13 protein-coding genes are annotated in these 18,366 nt (G+C 72.3%); 4 read left to right on the top strand and 9 right to left on the bottom strand.

Annotation, left to right across the window (positions count from 1 at the left end):
- Positions 1-168: 168 nt before the first annotated feature.
- Both ACIBEA_RS01200 and ACIBEA_RS01195 read left to right on the top strand, forming a co-directional pair.
- Positions 169-801, top strand: coding sequence for an NADPH-dependent FMN reductase (locus tag ACIBEA_RS01200; protein ID WP_399257883.1), 633 nt, complete (start codon positions 169-171; stop codon positions 799-801).
- 156 nt (positions 802-957) lie between these two features.
- On the top strand, positions 958-4,386 hold the full coding sequence (locus ACIBEA_RS01195) for an endo-alpha-N-acetylgalactosaminidase family protein (protein WP_399256596.1): 3,429 nt from the start codon (positions 958-960) through the stop codon (positions 4,384-4,386).
- A gap of 32 nt (positions 4,387-4,418) precedes the next feature.
- On the opposite strand, the gene ACIBEA_RS01190 is transcribed toward ACIBEA_RS01195, so the two are convergent.
- The 3 genes from ACIBEA_RS01190 to ACIBEA_RS01180 all read right to left on the bottom strand — a co-directional run bounded on the left by ACIBEA_RS01190 (position 4,419) and on the right by ACIBEA_RS01180 (position 7,494).
- Positions 4,419-5,240 carry an AraC family transcriptional regulator gene (locus tag ACIBEA_RS01190; RefSeq protein ID WP_399257881.1) on the bottom strand — a complete coding sequence of 274 codons (822 nt, stop codon included), beginning with the start codon at positions 5,238-5,240 and terminating at the stop codon, positions 4,419-4,421.
- 179 nt (positions 5,241-5,419) lie between these two features.
- Entirely contained in the window at positions 5,420-6,385 is a 966-nt protein-coding gene (locus ACIBEA_RS01185; RefSeq protein ID WP_399256594.1) for an isopenicillin N synthase family dioxygenase, read from the bottom strand.
- 71 nt (positions 6,386-6,456) lie between these two features.
- Positions 6,457-7,494: a PHP domain-containing protein gene (locus ACIBEA_RS01180; RefSeq protein ID WP_399256592.1), complete on the bottom strand. Its 1,038-nt coding sequence runs from the start codon at positions 7,492-7,494 to the stop codon at positions 6,457-6,459.
- A gap of 151 nt (positions 7,495-7,645) precedes the next feature.
- Between ACIBEA_RS01180 and ACIBEA_RS01175 the strand changes: the two genes are divergently transcribed.
- A complete protein-coding gene (locus ACIBEA_RS01175) occupies positions 7,646-8,017 on the top strand; it encodes a cupin domain-containing protein (RefSeq protein WP_399256590.1) in 372 nt (123 codons plus the stop codon).
- On the opposite strand, the gene ACIBEA_RS01170 is transcribed toward ACIBEA_RS01175, so the two are convergent.
- Positions 7,999-8,421, bottom strand: a complete 423-nt coding sequence (locus ACIBEA_RS01170) for a PaaI family thioesterase (protein ID WP_399256588.1) — start codon at positions 8,419-8,421, stop codon at positions 7,999-8,001. The genes ACIBEA_RS01175 and ACIBEA_RS01170 overlap by 19 nt on opposite strands.
- Before the next feature lie 59 nt (positions 8,422-8,480).
- A complete protein-coding gene (locus tag ACIBEA_RS01165) occupies positions 8,481-10,496 on the bottom strand; it encodes an FAD-dependent oxidoreductase (protein ID WP_399256586.1) in 2,016 nt (671 codons plus the stop codon).
- Positions 10,497-10,675: 179 nt separating this feature from the next.
- On the opposite strand from ACIBEA_RS01165, the gene ACIBEA_RS01160 reads away from it, so the two are divergent.
- Positions 10,676-11,797, top strand: a complete 1,122-nt coding sequence (locus tag ACIBEA_RS01160; protein ID WP_399256584.1) for an Ig-like domain-containing protein — start codon at positions 10,676-10,678, stop codon at positions 11,795-11,797.
- Between the two features lie 122 nt (positions 11,798-11,919).
- Here ACIBEA_RS01160 and ACIBEA_RS01155 read toward each other — a convergent pair whose 3' ends face one another.
- From ACIBEA_RS01155 to ACIBEA_RS01140, 4 genes are all read right to left on the bottom strand, one after another.
- Positions 11,920-14,946 carry an alpha-mannosidase gene (locus tag ACIBEA_RS01155; RefSeq protein WP_399256582.1) on the bottom strand — a complete coding sequence of 1,009 codons (3,027 nt, stop codon included), beginning with the start codon at positions 14,944-14,946 and terminating at the stop codon, positions 11,920-11,922.
- Positions 14,947-15,029: 83 nt separating this feature from the next.
- Positions 15,030-16,001: a carbohydrate ABC transporter permease gene (locus ACIBEA_RS01150; RefSeq protein WP_399256580.1), complete on the bottom strand. Its 972-nt coding sequence runs from the start codon at positions 15,999-16,001 to the stop codon at positions 15,030-15,032.
- Positions 15,998-16,969, bottom strand: coding sequence for a carbohydrate ABC transporter permease (locus ACIBEA_RS01145; RefSeq protein WP_399256578.1), 972 nt, complete (start codon positions 16,967-16,969; stop codon positions 15,998-16,000). The genes ACIBEA_RS01150 and ACIBEA_RS01145 overlap by 4 nt, the downstream gene beginning before the upstream one ends.
- Positions 16,966-18,288 carry an ABC transporter substrate-binding protein gene (locus ACIBEA_RS01140; RefSeq protein ID WP_399256576.1) on the bottom strand — a complete coding sequence of 441 codons (1,323 nt, stop codon included), beginning with the start codon at positions 18,286-18,288 and terminating at the stop codon, positions 16,966-16,968. Before ACIBEA_RS01140 ends, ACIBEA_RS01145 begins: the two co-directional genes overlap by 4 nt.
- Positions 18,289-18,366 lie beyond the last annotated feature (78 nt).

The raw sequence follows: 18,366 nt of genomic DNA, 5'->3' as shown, positions 1-18,366 counted from the left end.
GCGCGGTGGGGGCGGGGGTGGGGGGCGTCGCCGTATTGTCGGCGCGGGGAGGGTCCGGGGTCGTCCGGCCACGGGATCACGCAGCGGCAAGGAGCAGCAGTGGCGCCGACCGACCTCCTCCACTTCCCCAAGGACCCCGGCGGTCCCGAGGGCCGGGGCCACGAGCCCCTGCACGTGTTCGTGCTCTCCGGCTCCTCCCGCACGGGCTCGGTCAACGCCCGCCTCGCGGCGCTGGTCGCGCAGCTCGTCGTGCGCGCTGGGGCGACCGCGGACCTCGCGCACATCGGTGACTTCCTGATGCCCCCGTACGACGGGGACGACGAGTCCGAACAGGGTCCGCCCGCCGCCGCCGGCGCGCTGCGCGACCGGCTGAACGCCGCCCAGGCACTGGTGATCGCGTCCCCGGAGTACAACGCGTCGGTGCCCGGGGTGCTGAAGAACGCGGTCGACTGGGTGTCGCGGCTGCGCCCGCAGCCCTTCAAGGACAAGCAGGCCCTGCTGGTGTCCGCCTCCCCGTCGATGGTCGGCGGCAACCGCGGCCTGTGGGCGCTGCGGGTCCCGCTGGAGCACCTCGGGGCGCGCGTGTACCCGGACATGTTCAGCCTGGCCATGGCCCACCAGGCGTTCGGGGCGGACGGCGCGCTGACGGACGCGGAGCTGGGCGAGCGTCTCGGGTCGACGGTGGACTCGTTCCTCGCCCTGGTCGAGGCCGACACGCGCTACCTGAGCCTCCAGCGCCGCTGGTACGAGTTCCTGGGCGACCGCAGCGACGCGACGGTCACGGCCCGCGCGCAGGACTGAGGGGCGCGCCGGCGCCGTAAGTCCATGACAGCACGCGGGTTTGTCCATGGGCCTGCCGCGGCAGCGGTCCGCAAGCTGACGTGATCAGCGAGCGGACGGCCGGCCTCCACGTCGTGCGGTTCCGCGCGCAGGAAGCGCCGAACTCCCGGAGGTCCGATGCGCACCCCCCTCTGGCCGGCCGCAGCCGCGGTGGCCGGCCTCGTCGCCACCCTGGTCGTGGCCGTGCCCACCGCGATGGCGGCGACGCCCGTGACCCTGACCTCGCCCGAGCTGTCCGTGAGCGTGGACCCCGCCTTCCCCCGGGTGATCGGCTACACCCGACGTGCGACGGGTGACGTGCTGAACGGCAACGAGGACCCGCTCTCCGCCGTGGTGGTCAACGGGACCACCTACACCCCGACGGTGACCTCCAGCGCGGGGGCGTCGGGGATCGACTACGTCATGTCGTTCTCCGGCGTGACCGTCAAGTCCTCGCTGTCGGTGACCGGTTCGGTGGTGGACTTCAAGGTCACCTCGATCCAGGACACGGCCGCGCTGCGCGTGCGCAGTTTCTCGATACCCGACCACACCCTCGTCAGCGTGCGCAGCGACCAGCCGGGCGCCGCCCTGTCCACGGCCTCGATGCACACGGCCACCACCGGTACGGGCGACGCCTTCACCCCGATCACGGCGAGCACGCCGGTCGACGCGACCGCCAGGACGGTGATGTACGGGCTGGTGAACACCGGGAAGCTGGCCGCCGCCATCGACACCAACGCCCGGTACGACCAGCCGTCCGGCGCCACCGCCCGCGAGAACGGGCGGATCAGCGAGCGGGTCACCGACAAGGGGGCCTACCGTCGGGCGGGCCTGTGGAGCGGGGACTGGCTGTACCGGCCGAGCGGCGCTCCGCTCGACGATCCCGAGCCGCTGCCGTACGCGCGCGTGGCGATCACCGCCGACCGCAACGCGGACGCGGTGGTGGACTGGCAGGACGCCGCGATCGCCTACCGGGACGTGTGGACCCCGCCGACGGGCTGGCAGCAGACCGCGGATCGGGTGGTGCAGCGGATCCCGTTCAACTTCGCCTCTGCGGCCACCCATCCCTTCGCCGAGACGCTCGACGAGACCAAGCGGGTGGCCAGGGCCACCGACGGCCTCGGCCAGTTCGTGCTGCTCAAGGGGTACGCGTCGGAGGGGCACGACTCGGCGCACATGGACTACAAGAACATCGGCTCGAAGCTGGGCGGCGCCGCCGGTCTGAACTCCCTGATCACGGCCGGGCACGCCTACAACGCGGACTTCGGCGTGCACATCAACGCGACCGAGGAGTACCCGGTCTCGGCCACCTTCGACCCGGCGCACCAGAGCGGCGGGCTCGGTTGGGACTGGCTGGACCAGTCGTACTACGTCGACACCCGCAAGGACGGCCAGTCGGGCGACCGGCGCAGGCGCCTCCAGGACCTCAAAGCCGCGGCTCCCGGGCTGGACTTCCTCTACGTGGACGTCTGGTACGGCGACGGGTACGTGTCGCGGAAGCTGGAGCGGGAGATCGGTTCGCTCGGCTACCAGTTGGCCACTGAGTTCCCCAACACGCTGACCGAGCAGTCCCTGTGGCACCACTGGGCGGCGGACGTCGACTACGGCGGCAGCGACCTCAAGGGCATCAACTCGACCATCACCCGCTTCATCGCGAACCACGCCAAGGACGACTGGATCGCGCGCAATCCGCTGCTCGGCGGCGCCGAGGTCACCGCCTATGAGGGCTGGCAGGGCAAGAAGGACTACGCCGCCTTCCTCGACACGACCTTCGCCACCAACCTGCCGACCAAGTACCTCCAGGAGTCGCCGATCGTGAAGTGGACGGCCGACACGGTCACCCTCGCGAGCGGCACCTCGGTCACGACGGCCGGCGGCACCCGGAGGATCACCACGGCCGGGCGCACGGTCCTGGACGGCTCCGCGTACCTGCTGCCGCGCGACGGGAAGCTCTACCACTGGAACGACAAGGCCGCCGCGACGACCTGGACCCTGCCGGCGGGCTGGAGCGCGCCCAAGCTGTACCAACTGACCGATTCCGGCCGCCGTTTCGTCAAGGACCTGCCGGTCACGGGGGGCCGGGTGACCATCGACGCCGCGGCCCGTACCCCTTACGTCGTCACCGACGGGGCCGCCCCGGCGCAGGGCGACCCGCAGTGGGGCGAGGGCACGCCGGTGAAGGACCCGTCCTTCTACTCCGGCGACCTCAACGCCTGGAACGTCACCGGGGCGGGCGCCGCGGTGACGCGCAACGCCCAGGGGCAGAACGAGCTGACCCTGGCCGCGGGCACCGCGCCCACCGTGTCGCAGCAGCTCACCGGCCTGACCCCGGGGACCTACGCCGCCTCGGTGTGGGTGTCCACCGGCACCGGGCGGGCCGCCACCCTCACGGTGTCCCCCGCCGGGGGCGCGGCCGCGTCCGTGTACGCCGACTCCTCGCCGCTGGTGAACAACCTCGGCGGCAGCGAGAAGAACGGCACGAGGATGCAGCGGATGAAGGTGTTCTTCGACGTGCCGGCGGGCCGGTCCACCGCCACCCTCCAGCTCTCGGCCGCCTCGGGTGCGGGCACCGTCGTACTGGACGACGTCCGCGTGGCGCGCAGTGCGCGCACCCCGCTCGGCGGGCACTGGTTCACCGAGGACTTCGAGAACGTCGACGCGGGCTGGGGGCCCTTCGCCTTCGGCGGCGCGGGCGGCTCGGCGACCGACCCGCGCACACACATCGCCCAGCGCAACGCGCCCTACACGCAAGCTGGTTGGAGCGGCAAGCTGGTCGACGACGTGATCGGCGGCCAGAATTCGCTCAAGTCGCACGAGGAGCGCACCGGCTTGGTCTACCGCACGCTGCCGCAGACCCTGCGGCTGGTGCAGGGGCGCTCGTACAAGGTGAGCTTCGGCTACGAGAACGGTTTCGCGGGCGACTACCAGTTCGTCACCGGTGCCGGGAGCACGGAGAGCGCCACCGCGCTGGGCCAGGCCCGGACCGCGACCACCTTCACCAAGACCTTCACGGCCGGGGCGGACGCCTGGATCGGGATCCGGAAGGTCAGCGCCGAGGACTCGCACAACGAGGCCGACTTCGTGCTCGACGACCTGGCGGTGGACGATCTGGGACCCGCGGGCGGCGGTGAACTCCTGGTGCCGCAGTCGCAGATGAGCGTGAAGGCGGTGGACAGCGAGGAGAGCGCCGGTGAGAACGGCCGGGGTGCGAACGTCCTCGACGGGGACCCGGCCACGATCTGGCACACCCAGTGGTACCGGGCCACCGCGCCGATGCCGCACGAGATCGCCCTGGACCTGGGGGCCTCGTACGACGTCTCGGCGCTGCACGTCCTGCCGCGGCAGGGCCAGAGCAACGGCCGGATCGCGGACTACCAGGTCCTCACCTCCACCGACGGGGTCACCTGGAGCGCGGCGGCCACGGGGACCTTCCCCGACACCACGGCGCAACAGGACGTGGGCTTCACGCCCCGCTCCGCGCGCTACGTCAAGCTCAGGGCGACGCGGGAGGTGGCGGGCAACGCCTGGACCTCGGTCGCCGAGCTGAACGTCGGCTACCGGCCCTGAACCGTCAGGCTTGAACCGTCGGGTCTGGAGCGTCAGGCCTGCGCCGGCTGGCTCGGCAGCGACTGCTGCTCGCGGAAGCGACCGGGGGCCACTCCCACCCGGCGGCTGAACAGGCGGCTGAAGTAGGCCGCGTCCTCGTATCCGACCCGCCGGGCGACTCCGGCGACCGGCAGGTCGGTGCGGGCGAGGAGCTCCTTGGCCCGGCTCAGCCGGATCCCGAGGAGGTACTCCTTGACCCCCTCGCCGGTGCTGCGCCGCACGGCGCCGCGCAGTTCGTGCAGCCCCATCCCCAGGCGCGCGGCGTGCTCCGCCACCGAGATCGGCAGGAGCGCGTCGCGCGCGAGGGTGTCCATCACGGCGTCCCCGTGCCGGGAGACCTCCGCACGGGCGTAGCGCAGGGCGACGAAGAGGCCGTGGACGGCGGCCGCGGCCTCCACGTCGAGCAGCGGGCCGCCGCGCCGGGCGGCCCGGATGATCCCGTCGATGACGTGGCGCACCCCGGCCGTCTCGGTCAGCGGGACCACCGGCCGGTCCGGGGTGATGTAGCCGAGGTCGGTGTACGCCTCGACGCTGCGGCCCGCGAAGTCGACGAAGCCCTCGTCCCAGCCGGTGGCGGGGTCGGGCCCGTAGTGGTGCACGACCCCGGGCATCAGCCACAGCAGCGCGGGCGCGACCACCTCCTGCGGCGCCCTGCCGCCGTGGCTGAACCAGCCGCGGCCCGCCGTGACGACCACGGCCACGTGGTGGTCGAGGACCCGTGGCCCGACGACGGGCAGCGCGCCCCGCTGGAGGCCGACGCCGAGGCAGACCAGGCCGAGGCGGCGGTGGTTGGCGGTGGGCGCGAAGTACCGCATCCAGCTGCTGTAGGGCGGCGGATCGGAGGGCGGCGGCGTGGGCTCGGGCGTGGACTCGGGCGTGGGGGCGGACATCTGCGGATTGTGATCCACGACCGTGCGCGCCCTCAAGGGGCCCGCTCCCGCCACCCTGGTGGGGCCATCCGGCGGGGCGGGCGCCGAGGGCCGCGCCGGCCCGGTCAGGTGACGGTGATCGCGTCGAGTTTCGCGCGCAAGTAGTGGTGGGAGTCGACCGGTTCGTGGACCACCCGGCCGGTGGGTGCGGGCAGGGATTCCACCCGGGTGTGCGGGTCGCACTCGTAGAAGTAGACGAGGGAGACCAACTCCTCCGCGGGCGCTTCGGCGGGCGGCGGCAGCACGCGGTGGCGGCCCGCGCGCCAGCGGTCCCCGGTCCAGCGGGCCATCAGGTCACCGATGTTGACGGTGAGGGCGGCCGGGTCCCAGGGCGCGTCCTGCCAGCCGCCCGCGTCGGTGTGGATCTGGAGCCCTCCCGCGCCCCGTTCGCGGTCCAGGACGGTCACGGTGCCGAAGTCGGTGTGCGCGCCGATGCGGAACTGGCCGGGCAGGGGCGGTCCGGTGTGCTCGGCGCCCGGGTACCAGTTGACGTTGAAGCCCCAGGTGGGGTGGCCCGTGTGGCGGGTGAAGAGGTCCGGGCCCGCGCCGAGGGCGAGTGCGAGCAGTTCCAGCAGTTCGTCGGAGAGGGCGCGCATCCGGCCGAGGTACTCCGTGACCAGGGCGTGCAGTTCGGGGACTTCCGCGGGCCAGACGTTGGGGCGGAACCACTCGGCGTCCACGGCCGGCCGGCCGGTGGGTTCGTCGGCCGCCCAGGACCAGGACTCCTTGAGGTCGGGTGGGGAGGGGGCGCCCTCGGCGTAGCTGTTGGCCTCGGCGCCCGGGCCGAGCCAGCCGCGCTCGCCGACGGCCACGGCGTACGGCTGCTTGGCGGTGGCGGGCAGCCGGAAGAAGGTGCGGGCGGCCGCGCGGATCCGGGCGGGCAGGGCGGGGTCGATGCCGTGCCCGGCGACCAGCAGGAAGCCGGCCTCCTGGAGCGCCCGGTCGACGCGGTCGGCGGTGCGGGCGCGGGCGTCCGGGCCGTCGGAGCGCCAGGGCCCGAGGTCGATCACGGGGACGGGCGAACGCGTCATCTGCGGCCTGCTTTCCGGTCGGTGCCCGGGGCCGGTCGGTGCCGGGCACGGGCGGGCGTCACGGGTGGGCGTCACGGGGGACGGCGGGTGCGGGTCCATGTTCGCAAGCCCTGTGCCGTCCAGGTGTTGACGACGCGCTCGGCGCTCACCCCGCATTCCACGGCCCGTTCGCAGCCGAGCGGCTGCCAGTCCAGCTGGCCGGGTGCGTGGGCGTCGGTGTCGATCGCGAAGAGCGTGCCCGCTGCCACGGCGCGGCGCAGCAGTGCGCGGGGCGGGTCCAGGCGCTCCGGCCGGCTGTTGATCTCCACGGCGGTGCCGGACGCGGCGCAGGCCGCGAAGACGGCGTCCGCGTCGAAGGTGGACCCGGGTCGGGTCCGGCCGGTCACCAGGCGTCCGGTGCAGTGGCCGAGGACGTCGACGAGGGGGCTTCGGACGGCCGCGAGGAGGCGGCGGGTCATGGCGGCCGATTCCATCCGGAGCTGGGAGTGCACGGAGGCCACGACGAGGTCGAGGGCGTCCAGCAGCTCCGGTTCCTGGTCCAGGCTCCCGTCGGCGAGTATGTCGCACTCGATGCCGGTGAGCAGCTGGAACGGAGCCCAGGTGGCGTTGAGTTCGGCCACCGCGGCCAGCTGTTCGCGCAGTCGCTCCGGGGAGAGTCCGCGGGCGACGGTCAGCCGCGGCGAGTGGTCGGTGAGGACCGCCCACTCGTGGCCGATCTCCGCGGCGGCCCGCCCCATGTCCTCGATGGGGCTGCCGCCGTCGGACCATTCGGAGTGCAGGTGGCAGTCGCCGCGCAGGGCCGCGCGCAGGGCGGCGGCCGCGGGGCTGGGCGGGGGTTCGCCCTCGGGGTGGGCGGCGACCTCGTCCTCCAGCGTTCGGAGGTAGGCGGGGACCGTCCCGGCGAGGGCCTCCTCGATGACCCGGGCGGTCTTGGGCCCGATGCCCTTGACCTCCTCCAGGGTGCCCGCGGCGGCCCGCTCGGCCGTTTCCCGCGGGCCCATCGTGGTGAGGGTCCCGGCGGCGCCGCGGAAGGCGCGCACCCGGTAGGTGGGGGCCTGCGCGCGCTCCAGCAGGAACGCGATCCGGCTCAGCGCCGCCACCGGGTCCATGCGCCACCTCCTGCCGTCGGCCTCCTGCCGTCATCGCCGCGCGGGAGCCCGTACCCTCCCCCAGTCTGGCAAGGGACGCGCGGTGGAGCACCCCGACCGCGCGTAGGCTGGGACGTGGACTCGGGTGCGCTCCGCCGGGAGGCGGTGGATCATGACCGGACTGGTGTACCGGAGCTTTGACTCCGCGGACGAAACGAGGCCGTTCGAGGACGGCAAGGGCAGGCTCGACCTGTTGCAGACGGACGGCGGCCCGGTGGGACGCGCCGTGTTCGAGCCCGGCTGGCGCTGGTCGCAGCACATCAAGCCGCTGGCGGGCACGGAGAGCTGCGAGTCGGCGCACACCGGGTACATCGTGAGCGGCCGGATGAGCATCGTGATGGACAGCGGCGAGAGCGCCGAGGTCGGCCCGGGCGATTTCATTCAGATCGCGCCCGGGCACGATGCCTGGGTGCTGGGCGACGAGCCGTGCGTGGCCTTGGACTGGACGGGTTACGGAAACTACGCTCAGCCCAGCAGCGCGTAGACCGTGGAGGCGGTCGCCGCGGGTTCCGTGGCGCCCTCGGGGGTCATGGTGACGTCCGCGAAGGCCATCCGCTTGCCGAGCTTGGTGACGCGGACGCTGACCAGGACGTCCGCGCCGACCACCGGGCGCTGGAAGCTGCTGGACTGCTGGACCGTGGTCATCGGGCCGTAGGCGCCGCGCGCCGCGGAGATGGCGATGACGGTGGCGGTGTCGGCCGCGGCCATCAGGGCCTGGCCGCTGAGGCCGCCGCCGTCCCGGGCGAGCCGCTCGGACCAGGGCAGGCGCAGCACGGTCCGGTCCGGGCCGGTCTCCTGGACGACGAGGCCGAGGTCGAGCACCCAGGGGGCGAAGTTCTCGGCGAGGATCTTCTCGCCGTCGGCCGGGGTGAGGGGTGTCTGTGTCACAGGGTGAATTGTGGCGGCCGGGACCGGCCGCCACAACACCCCGGTGCGCGGGCGAACCGTCAGAGGGTGGCGGCGAGTTCGGTGCCCTGGCGGATGGCGCGCTTGGCGTCGAGTTCGGCGGCCACGTCGGCGCCGCCGATGAGGTGGGCGTCGATGCCGGCCGCGATCAGCTCGTCGAACAGGCCCCGGCGCGGCTCCTGTCCGGTGCACAGGACCACGGTGTCGGCGGGGATCAGGCGCTGTTCGCCGCCGACGGTGATGTGCAGGCCCTCGTCGTCGATGCGGTCGTAGGCGGCTCCGGCCACCGAGACGACCCCGCGGTGCTTGAGCTCGGCGCGGTGGATCCACCCGGTGGTGGTGCCGAGTCCGGCGCCGACCTTGGTCTCCTTGCGCTGGAGCAGGTGGACCTGGCGCGGGGAGGCCGGGCGGTCGGGGGCGGCCAGCCCGCCGGGGCCGCTGTACGTCGTGTCCACGCCCCAGTGCCGGAAGTAGACGGCGGGGTCCTGGCCGGCGCCCTCACCGCTGTCGGTGAGGTACTCGGCGACGTCGAAGCCGATGCCGCCGGCGCCGACGACGGCGACGCGCTCGCCGACGGGCGCGCCGTCGCGCAGCACGTCGAGGTAGGTGAGCACCGAGGGGTGGTCCACGCCCTCGATGTCGGGGGTGCGCGGGGTGACGCCGGTGGCGACGACGACCTCGTCGTATCCGCCCAGGGCGGCCACGTCGGCGCGGGTGTCGAGGCGGACGTCGACGGCGAGGCGCTCCAGCTGGGTGGCGTAGTAGCGGATGGTCTCCTCGAACTCCTCCTTGCCCGGGATGCGGCGGGCGATGTCGAGCTGGCCGCCGATGTGGCCGGAGGCCTCGTAGAGGGTGACGGCGTGGCCGCGCTCGGCCGCGGAGACGGCGCAGGCGAGTCCGGCCGGCCCGGCGCCGACGACGGCGACGCGCTTCTTCGACCGGGTCGGGGAGAGGACGAGTTCGGTCTCGTGGCAGGCGCGCGGGTTGACCAGGCAGCTGGTGATCTTGCCGCTGAAGGTGTGGTCGAGGCAGGCCTGGTTGCAGCCGATGCAGGTGTTGATGGCCTCGGGGCGTCCGGCCGCGGCCTTGGCGACGAATGCGGCGTCGGCGAGGAAGGGGCGGGCCAGCGAGACCAGGTCGGCGCGGCCGTCGGCGAGCACCTCCTCGGCGATCTCCGGGGTGTTGATGCGGTTGCTGGTGACGAGGGGCACCGAGACCGCGCCCATCAGCCGCTTGGTGACCCAGGTGTAGGCGGCGCGCGGGACGGAGGTGGCGATGGTGGGGATGCGGGCCTCGTGCCAGCCGATGCCGGTGTTGATGATGGTGGCGCCGGCCGCCTCGATCTCCTTGGCGAGGTGGACGACCTCGTCGAGGGTGGAGCCGCCGGGGATCAGGTCCAGCATGGAGAGCCGGTAGATCAGGATGAACTCGGCGCCGACGGCCTCGCGGGCCCGGCGGACGATCTCCAGCGGGAAGCGGACGCGGTTCTCGTACGAACCGCCCCAGCGGTCGGTGCGCCGGTTGGTCGCGGCAGCGGTGAACTCGTTGATCAGGTAGCCCTCGGAGCCCATGATCTCGACGCCGTCGTAGCCCGCGAGCTGCGCGAGGCGGGCGGCGCGGACGAAGTCCTCGACCGTCTCCTCGACCTCGTCCCCGCTCAGCTCGTTCGGGACGAAGGGGCTGATGGGGGCCTGGAGGGCGCTGGGGGCGACCAGGTCCGCGTGGTAGGCGTAGCGGCCGAAGTGGAGGATCTGCATCGCGATCTTCCCGCCCTCGGCGTGCACCGCGTCGGTGATCACCCGGTGCTCGGCGGCCTCGGCCTCGGTGGTGAGGCGGGCGCCGCCCTCGAAGGGGCGGCCCTTGTCGTTGGGGGCTATGCCGCCGGTGACGATGAGGCCCGCGCCGCCGCGGGCGCGCTCGGCGTAGAAGGCGGCGAGGCGCTCGAAGCCGCGCTCGTGCTCCTCCAGGCCGGTGTGCATCGAGCCCATGATCACGCGGTTCGGCAGGGTGGTGAAGCCGAGGTCCAGCGGGCTCATCAGGTGCGGGTACTGGCTCATGCGGGGGCGCCTCCTCGCGCGGGGGTGATGACCCTGTTGTAGCGAGCCGCAGAACCTTTTGCAACTAGGTGCATAACAACACCGGGGTGCCGTTGGTCCCGACATCGCAGGTCTTTCGGCCCTGCCGGGTGGGACTTGTGGCGGACCTCACGCCCCAAGGAATGGCAAAAAATGAGGGAATGCCCGCTCTTCCAGCCCCCGACACCGGCCGCCGCGGCCCCGCCCACAGCCCCGCCCCCAGCCCTGCCGACACCCCCGCCCGCTCCCGCGTGCTGCGCACCGCCGTCGCGGCCGCCGCCACCGTCGTCACCACCGCGCTGCTCGGCTCCTGCGGCGCCGAGCGCTCCGACAGCGACCGCATCGCCGAGAAGGCCGCCGCGGCCGCCGACACCGGCAGCGCGCCCCTCGCGCCGCCCTCCCCCACGGCGGCCCCCGACCCCACCCGGGCGCCCGCGCCCCCGGCCCAGCTGCTGCCCGGTGCGGCGAAGACCGTACGGCCCGCACTGGCCCCCGAGAACGGCGAGACCGTCGGCGTCGGACAACCGGTCTCCCTGGTCTTCAAGGGGCAGCGGGTGGACCCGGCGCTGCGCGCGGGCATCGAGGGCCGGATCCGGCTCACCACCTCCACCGCGGTGGTGGGCGCCTGGCACTGGGCCGAGGCCAAGGGGGACACCCACCTGCACTTCCGGCCCCGGGAGTACTGGCCCGCGGGGACCAAGGTCTCGCTGAAGGCGCCGTTGCAGGGGGTGCGGCTCGACGCCCGCACCGCCGCGTCCGGGGACCGCACGCTGGACTTCACCGTCGGGGCCTCGATGGTCAACAAGGTCGACCTCGCGGCGCACACCCTGACCGTGGTCAAGGACGGTACGCCGCTGCGCACGATCCCGGTCAGCGGCGGCGAGGCGAAGTACCGGACCCGCGAGGGCGTCAAGACCATCCTCAGCAAGGACGGCACCGTGCTGATGGACTCGCGCACGATCGGCATTCCGCGCGAGCACCCGGACGGCTTCTACGGGCGCTACGAGTGGAGCATGCGCGAGACGATCAGCGGCGAGTACGTCCACGCGGCGCCCGACAACGCCGAGTCCTTCGGCCGCGCCAACGTCAGCCACGGCTGCATCGGCATGTCGACCGCGGACGCGAAGTGGCTCTACGGGCAGAGCCGCAAGGGGGACGTCGTCGAGGTCACCGGCACCACGGGCAAGCCGATGGACCGCTTCGGCAACGGCTACGGCGACTGGAACCTCGACTGGGACACCTGGTTGAAGGGCAGCGCCCTGGGCGCCTTCAAGACGACCTGAGGCCGCCCCGGCCCCACCGGCTCCCCGGCCCGCCCCGATCGGTGTCGACGGGGCGAGGGTCGGTGTCGGGGGGCGGGCGCGGTGTCGGGGGGGCGGGCGCGGCGGAGCTCCGGCCGGTGCGGTCAGGCCCGGCGCAGGCGGACCGTGAGGATCTGGAACGGGCGCAGCGCGAGGGTGACCGCTCCGTCCGACCCCGGCCCGGTGACCGCCGCGGACCCGGGCAGCGGGCGCTCCAGCAGATCGCTCTCGACCGCGGCCGAGACGGCGAAGCCCGGGGTCAAGGTGGCCCGCGCGCGCCCGCCGCGGGACTCGTAGAGGCGGACGATCACGTCGCCGCCGCGGTCCTCGGCCAGCTTGACCGCCTCGACGACCACCGCGTCGTCGTCCACCACGACCAGCGGGGCCACCGGGGCGGCGCCCCTGCGGGTGCGCTCGGGCAGGTTCAGCCAGTGCCCCTCGCGCACCGCGTCCCCGACCGCCGCGCCCGGGGCGAGCGAGAAGCGCAGCGTGTGCTCGCCCTGGTCGGTCTCCGGGTCGGGGTAGCGCGGCGCGCGCAGCAGGGACAGCCGGACCGTGGTGGTCTGGCCGCCGTCCGCGCGCACGTCACGGGTCACGTCGTGGCCGTAGGTCGAGTCGTTGAGGACCGCGACGCCCCAGCCGGGCTCCTCCGCGTGGATCCAGCGGTGGGCGCAGATCTCGAACTTCGCCGCCTCCCAGGAGGTGTTGGTGTGGGTGGCCCGGTAGACGTGCCCGAACTGGGTCTCGGAGGCGGTGCGTTCGGCCTTCACGTCGAGCGGGAAGGCGGCCTTGAGGAACTTCTCGGTCTCGTGCCAGTCCACCTCGGTGACGATGTCCACGGTCTTGGCACCGGCCCGCAGGGTCAGGGACTGGACCGCCTTCGAGGCGCCGAAGGAGCGCGTGACCCGGACCGTCGCGGCCTGCGGGGTGTCCTCGCGGAGCTCCATCGCGTCCAGGTCGACCAGGTCGGTGACGTTGTTGCGGTAGAAGGCGTCGATGTCCCAGGCGTCCCACATGTTGGGGAAGTCGGGGTGGATCTGGAGCAGGTTCGCAGCCCCGCCCGGTGCCAGCGACTCGCGGCCCGCCTCGACGTCGTACGCCGAGACGATCAGTCCCCGGGCGTCGACGGCGACCCGCAGCCGCCCGTTGTCGAGGACGTGGCCGCCGCCCTCCCGGTCGCGTGCGCTCACGGGCGCGGGCGCCGCGACGGCCGGCGCCGCGCCGCCGGCCGGGACGCCGCCCCGGGCGTGCGGGGCGCAGTTGAAGACCAGCTCGGTGCTCCCCTCGCCGGCCAGGGCGCGCTGGGCCGCGTCGGTGATCGCCTCCAGTTCCGCCCGTACCTTCGCGTAGGTCGCGCGGGCCTCGCGGTGCACCCAGGCGATGGAGGAACCGGGCAGGATGTCGTGGAACTGGTGGAGCAGCACGACCTTCCAGATCCGCTCCAGGTCCGCGTGCGGGTAGCGGAATCCGGGGACCCGGACGGCGGCGGTGGCCGCCCACAACTCCGCCTCGCGCAGCAGGGATTCGCTGCGCCGGTTGCCCTGTTTGGTCTTGGCCTGCGAGGTGTAGGTGCCGCGGTGCAGCTCCAGGTACAGTTCGCCGGCCCAGACGGGCGCGTCCTCGTACTCGGCGTGCGCCTTCTCGAAGAAGGCGTCGGGGCGCTCGATCTCGACCCGGGGCGAGCCCTCCAGATCGCGCTGGCGCCGGGCGCGGGCGAGCTGTTCGCGGGTGGGGCCGCCGCCGCCGTCGCCCCAGCCGAAGGGCGCCAGGGAGCGGGAACCGCGGCCCTTCTCCTGGTAGTTGCGGGCGGCGTGCGCCATTTGCTCGCCGCCCAGGTCGCTGTTGTAGGTGTCGACGGGCGGGAAGTGCGTGAAGACGCGGGTGCCGTCGATGCCCTCCCACCAGAAGGTGTGGTGGGGGAACTTGTTCACCTGGGACCAGGAGATCTTCTGGGTCAGGAACCACTTGGAGCCGGAGAGCTTGACGATCTGCGGCATGGCCGCGGTGTAGCCGAAGGAGTCGGGCAGCCAGACGTTCTGGGTCTCGATGCCGAACTCGTCCAGGAAGAACTTCTTCCCGTAGAGGAACTGCCGCGCCATGGCTTCGCCACCGACCATGTTGGTGTCGGACTCCACCCACATGCCGCCGACGGGCACGAACTGACCGTCCGCGATCTTCTTCTTGATCCGCTCGAAGAGTTCGGGTCGATAGGTCTTGATCCAGTCGAGTTGCTGGGCCTGCGACATCGCGAAGAGGAACTCGGGGTGCTCGTCCATCAGGCCGAGCATGTTGGAGGTGGTCCGGGAGACCTTGCGGACGGTCTCGCGCAGCGGCCACAGCCACGCCGAGTCGATGTGCGCGTGCCCGATCGCGCTGATCCGGTGCGCCGAGGCGTTGGCGGGGGCGGCGAGGACCCGGGCGAGCCGGGCGCGGGCGGCGCCCGCGGAGCCGGGGACGTCGGCGAGGTCGACCGCGTCCAGGGCGGAGTCGATGGCGCGCAGGATCTCGTACCGGCGGGCGTCGCCCTCGGAGAGCTCCACCATCAGGTGGTGGAGGACTTCGAGGTCCTGGACCAGCTCCCAGACCTCGGTCTCGAAGACGGCGAGGTCCATCCGGGCGAGCCGGTAGAGCGGCTGGTCGCCACTGGTCTGGAGGTCGCCCTCGTAGGTGACGCTGTGGTCGACCAGGACGGGGTTGGAGGCTCCCTCCACGTACCATTCGACCCGCTCGCCGCCCTCGGCGCGGTCGGCGACGCGGACCCAGTCGTTGTAGGGGTTGAGCGCCTTGACCTCGGCGCCGTCCGCCGTGTGGACCAGGCCCTCGCACTGGAAGCCGGGCATCATCCGGTCGAATCCGAGGTCGAGCACGGCCTCGACGGTACGCCCGGCCCACTCGGCCGGGACGGTCCCGGTGAGCCGGAACCAGGTGGTGCCCCAGGCCGGCCCCCACGCGTCCCCGACCGCGCAGGGCCCGTACGGCGCCGCCAGCCCCTCGGCCACGGGGACGGGCTCGCCGGGGGCCTCCCAGCGCTCCACGGTCAGCGGGACGGAGCGGGAGCGGACGGCGGGCTTGATGCGCTCCTTGAGGACGCGGCGGAGGCGGTGTTCGGTGATGCTGCGGTCGTCGTGCATGACGGCTGCTCCAGGTGAGGGGGGCGGCGGTGGTGGTGACGGGGCTCGGTCGTTGTGGCAGGGGCGCGGTGGCGGGGCGCCGCTCAGGTCTTGACGGCTCCCTCGCCGACGCCTTTGAAGAAGAAGCGCTGGAGGGCGAAGAAGAGCAGCATCATCGGGATGAGCGCGGCCATCGCACCGGCCGCGATGATCCGCTGATCGTTGACGGTGGTGGCGCCGGCCAGGGACTTCAGGCCGAGTTGGAGGGTGTAGTGGTCGCTGTCGGTGAGGACCAGCAGGGGCCACAGGAAGTCGTCCCAGGCACCCATGAAGCTGGTGATGCAGACAACGGCGAGCGCGCCCTTGGCGGCGGGGAGGAAGACCCGGGTGAAGCGGGTCCATTCGTTGGCGCCGTCCAGGACGGCGGCTTCCTCGACCTCCTTGGGCACGGAGAGGAAGGACGCCCGCATGATCATGATGTTCAGGACGGAGACCGCGCCGGGCAGCCAGACCCCGACGAGGGTGTCCACCAGACCCATCTCGCGGACCGTGAGGAACATCGAGATCATCACGGACTCGAAGGGGAACATCAAGGTCGCCACGAGCACCGTGAAGACGGCCTTGCGGCCCTTCCAGCCGGCCCGGGAGAGGGCGTAGCCGCCCATCGCCGCGAAGAGCATGTTCGAGGTGATCGCGAGCACCGCGACGGTGAGCGTGTTGCCGACGTACTGCAGGAGCGGGAAGGAGTCCGCGACGCGGACGTAGTTGTCGAGCGTGGGCTGCGAGGGCAGGACGCCGTCGTAGACGTTCTCGGTGCGGCCGCGGATCGAGGTGAGGAACTGCCAGACGATCGGCCCGAGCATGACGACGAGCATCAGGACCAGCGTCAGGTAGCGGGCGCTCAGGCCGAGCAGGTGCCGGGTCCGGTCGCGGCCGACGCGCTTGACGACCTTGACGGTCCTGGTGCGCTTGGCGGGCCGGGCGCCTTTGGCGGGCCGGGTGGACCCGGTGCGTTCGGCGGGCTCGGTGGGCTCGGTGGGCTCGGCGCTCCTGGAGTGGGCCGGGGCGGCGCTCAACTCTCGTCTCCCTTCGAAAGACGGCGGCCCAACAGGCTGAAGACCAGCGTCAGGAGGAACAACAGGATGGAGATGGCGGCCGCGTAACCGGTCTCGCCGGCGAACCCGAGGCCCACCTGCCGGATGAGGAAGGGCAGGGTGCGGGCGCCGCCGCCGGGACCGCCGCTCTCGCCGCCGAGGATGTAGATCTCGGTGAAGACGCGCAGCGCGGAGATCGCGGAGAGCGTGCCGACCAGCAGCATCATGGGCTTCACCTGGGGGACGGTGATGCTGAAGAACCGCCGGACCGGCCCCGCGCCGTCGATCGCGGCCGCCTCGTAGAGGGAGGTGGAGACGTTCCCCAGGGCCGCGAGGTAGAAGACCATGTAGTAGCCGAGGCCCTTCCACACGGTCACGATCATCGCGGAGACCAGCAGCATGGTGCTGTCGGTCAGGAAGGGGATCGGCCCGGATACCACGCCGATCTCCTGGAAGACCGTGTTGACCAGGCCGTCGCTGCGCAGCACCCACTGCCAGATCAGGCCGACGACCACGGCCGAGGCGATCACCGGGGTGTAGAAGGCCGAGCGGAAGAACCCGATGCCGGGGATCTTCGTCTGGACCAGGACGGCGAGGGCGAGCGGCAGGAAGACGAGGCACGGGACGACGACCACGAGGTACAGCACGCTGTTGCCGGTGGCGACCCAGAAGTCCGGATCGGCGAAGGCCCGGTCGTAGTTGTCGAAGCCGACGAAGGAGCCGCCGCGCAGGATCTGGGCGTCCGTGAAGGAGAGGATCACGGTGTTGACGAAGGGCCAGAGGCTGAAGAGCACGACCATGACCAGGCCGGGGGCGAGGAAGAGGTACGGGGTCCACCAGGCGCGGTGACTCAGGCCCGGGTCGCCGCCGGCGTCCGGCTTCGCCTTCCGCGGGCGCCGCGTCGGTTCCCCGGCCCGCGCCGTCGGCGTTCCCGGTGTCGTCGCCGTCATTTGCGTGCCGTCTTCGCCAGCAGCGCGTTGGCTTCCTCCTGCGCCTTCTTCACCGCGGTACGGGCGTCCTGCTCCCCGTTGATCGCCTTCTGCACCTCGCGGACCACCGCGTCGCCGACCTGGTTGGTCCACTGGACGGGCGTGTTGGCGTCGAGCTGGGCGGTCTTCAGCGATTCGGCGCCGATCGCGCGGGCCGTCGTCTCGGCGTCCGTGCCGTCGCCCCGGTCCGCGAAGTACGGGTCGGCGAGCCCCTTGGCGTTGGACGGGTAGATGGTGGCGTTCTTCGAGAAGGCCACCTGGTTGGGCCCGTCGGTGACCCACTTGGCGAACTCGGTCGCCGCGTCGAGGTGCTTGGTGTCCTTCTTGATGCCGAGGGACTGGGCGTAGATGCCGATGTGGCCGAGGGTGCCGGTCACCGTCCCTGCGACCTGGGTGTGCGCGTAGACCTGCGGGGAGTTCTGCTTGACGTCCTTGATGAAGCCCGGGGAGCCGGGGCCGAACACCAACTTGCCCGCGCCGTAGAGCTGGTTGATGTCGTCCGACTTCAGCAGGGACTCCTTGGGCATCGCCCCCTTGGCGTACAGGTCCTTCATCCGCTCCACCCAGGCGACGGCCTTGTCGGTGTCGAAGACGAAGCCGTCCTGCTTCTCGTTGAGGATCGGGACGCCCATCTTCTGCCAGTCCCCGGGCAGTCGACCCTTGGGGTCGGCCATGAAGGCGGAGTACTGGCCGCCCGACGTCGCGGCTATCTTCTCCGCGTAGTCGAAGAACTGCTCGACGGTCGTGGGTGGCTTGGCCGGATCGAGTCCGGCCTTGACGAAGAGGTCCTTGTTGTAGGTGAGGATCTCGGGCGTCACGTACCACGGGTAGGCGAACACTCCGTCGCCCTTGCCCGGGAGCTTGAACTGCTCCCAGGCGCCCGGCACGTAGTCCTTGGCCACCTCGCCGTCGAGCTTCGCCACGTCGGCGAGCATCCCGCGGTCGCCGAGGAGCTGGAAGGAGTCGGTGGACAGGTTCACCACGTCCGGGAGGGCCCCGGCCTGGGCGTCCGCGACCAGCTTCTCGTTGTACCCGTCGCCCGGGACGTCCTCCCACTTGACCTTGACGTCCGGGTACTTCTTCTCGAAGGCGTCGATGACGCCCTGCACGTACCCCGTGAACTTCGGCTTCAACTGGAGGGTCCGGAAGGTGATCTCACCGGCCACCTTGCCCGTCTTCTCCGCCTCCTTCACGTCCGCCCCGCCGCTCAGGCCGCACCCGGAGAGGGCGCCGGCCAGAGCCACGGCAATGGCCATACGGGTCAGGTTCGAACGGGTCATCGTCGCCGCCTTCGGGGAGTCCCGGCCTCGCTGCCGGTGAGCGATGCCCACGGTCGTCCGAAATCAAGATCGCGTCAA

This window comes from Streptomyces sp. NPDC051555, from assembly GCF_044454405.1.
GTDB lineage: Bacteria > Actinomycetota > Actinomycetes > Streptomycetales > Streptomycetaceae > Streptomyces.
This window is presented reverse-complemented; position numbering and strand designations above follow the sequence as displayed.

Bases quoted from the DNA above. Each gene is read 5' to 3' on its own strand.
- ACIBEA_RS01180 (WP_399256592.1), bottom strand. From the start codon at position 7,494: ATGGACCCGGTGGCGGCGCTGAGCCGGATCGCGTTCCTGCTGGAGCGC.
- ACIBEA_RS01140 (WP_399256576.1), bottom strand. From the start codon at position 18,288: ATGACCCGTTCGAACCTGACCCGTATGGCCATTGCCGTGGCTCTGGCC.
- ACIBEA_RS01190 (WP_399257881.1), bottom strand. From the start codon at position 5,240: ATGCGGTACTTCGCGCCCACCGCCAACCACCGCCGCCTCGGCCTGGTC.
- ACIBEA_RS01160 (WP_399256584.1), top strand. From the start codon at position 10,676: ATGCCCGCTCTTCCAGCCCCCGACACCGGCCGCCGCGGCCCCGCCCAC.
- ACIBEA_RS01195 (WP_399256596.1), top strand. From the start codon at position 958: ATGCGCACCCCCCTCTGGCCGGCCGCAGCCGCGGTGGCCGGCCTCGTC.
- ACIBEA_RS01145 (WP_399256578.1), bottom strand. From the start codon at position 16,969: ATGACGGCGACGACACCGGGAACGCCGACGGCGCGGGCCGGGGAACCG.
- ACIBEA_RS01155 (WP_399256582.1), bottom strand. From the start codon at position 14,946: ATGCACGACGACCGCAGCATCACCGAACACCGCCTCCGCCGCGTCCTC.
- ACIBEA_RS01185 (WP_399256594.1), bottom strand. From the start codon at position 6,385: ATGACGCGTTCGCCCGTCCCCGTGATCGACCTCGGGCCCTGGCGCTCC.
- ACIBEA_RS01175 (WP_399256590.1), top strand. From the start codon at position 7,646: ATGACCGGACTGGTGTACCGGAGCTTTGACTCCGCGGACGAAACGAGG.
- ACIBEA_RS01165 (WP_399256586.1), bottom strand. From the start codon at position 10,496: ATGAGCCAGTACCCGCACCTGATGAGCCCGCTGGACCTCGGCTTCACC.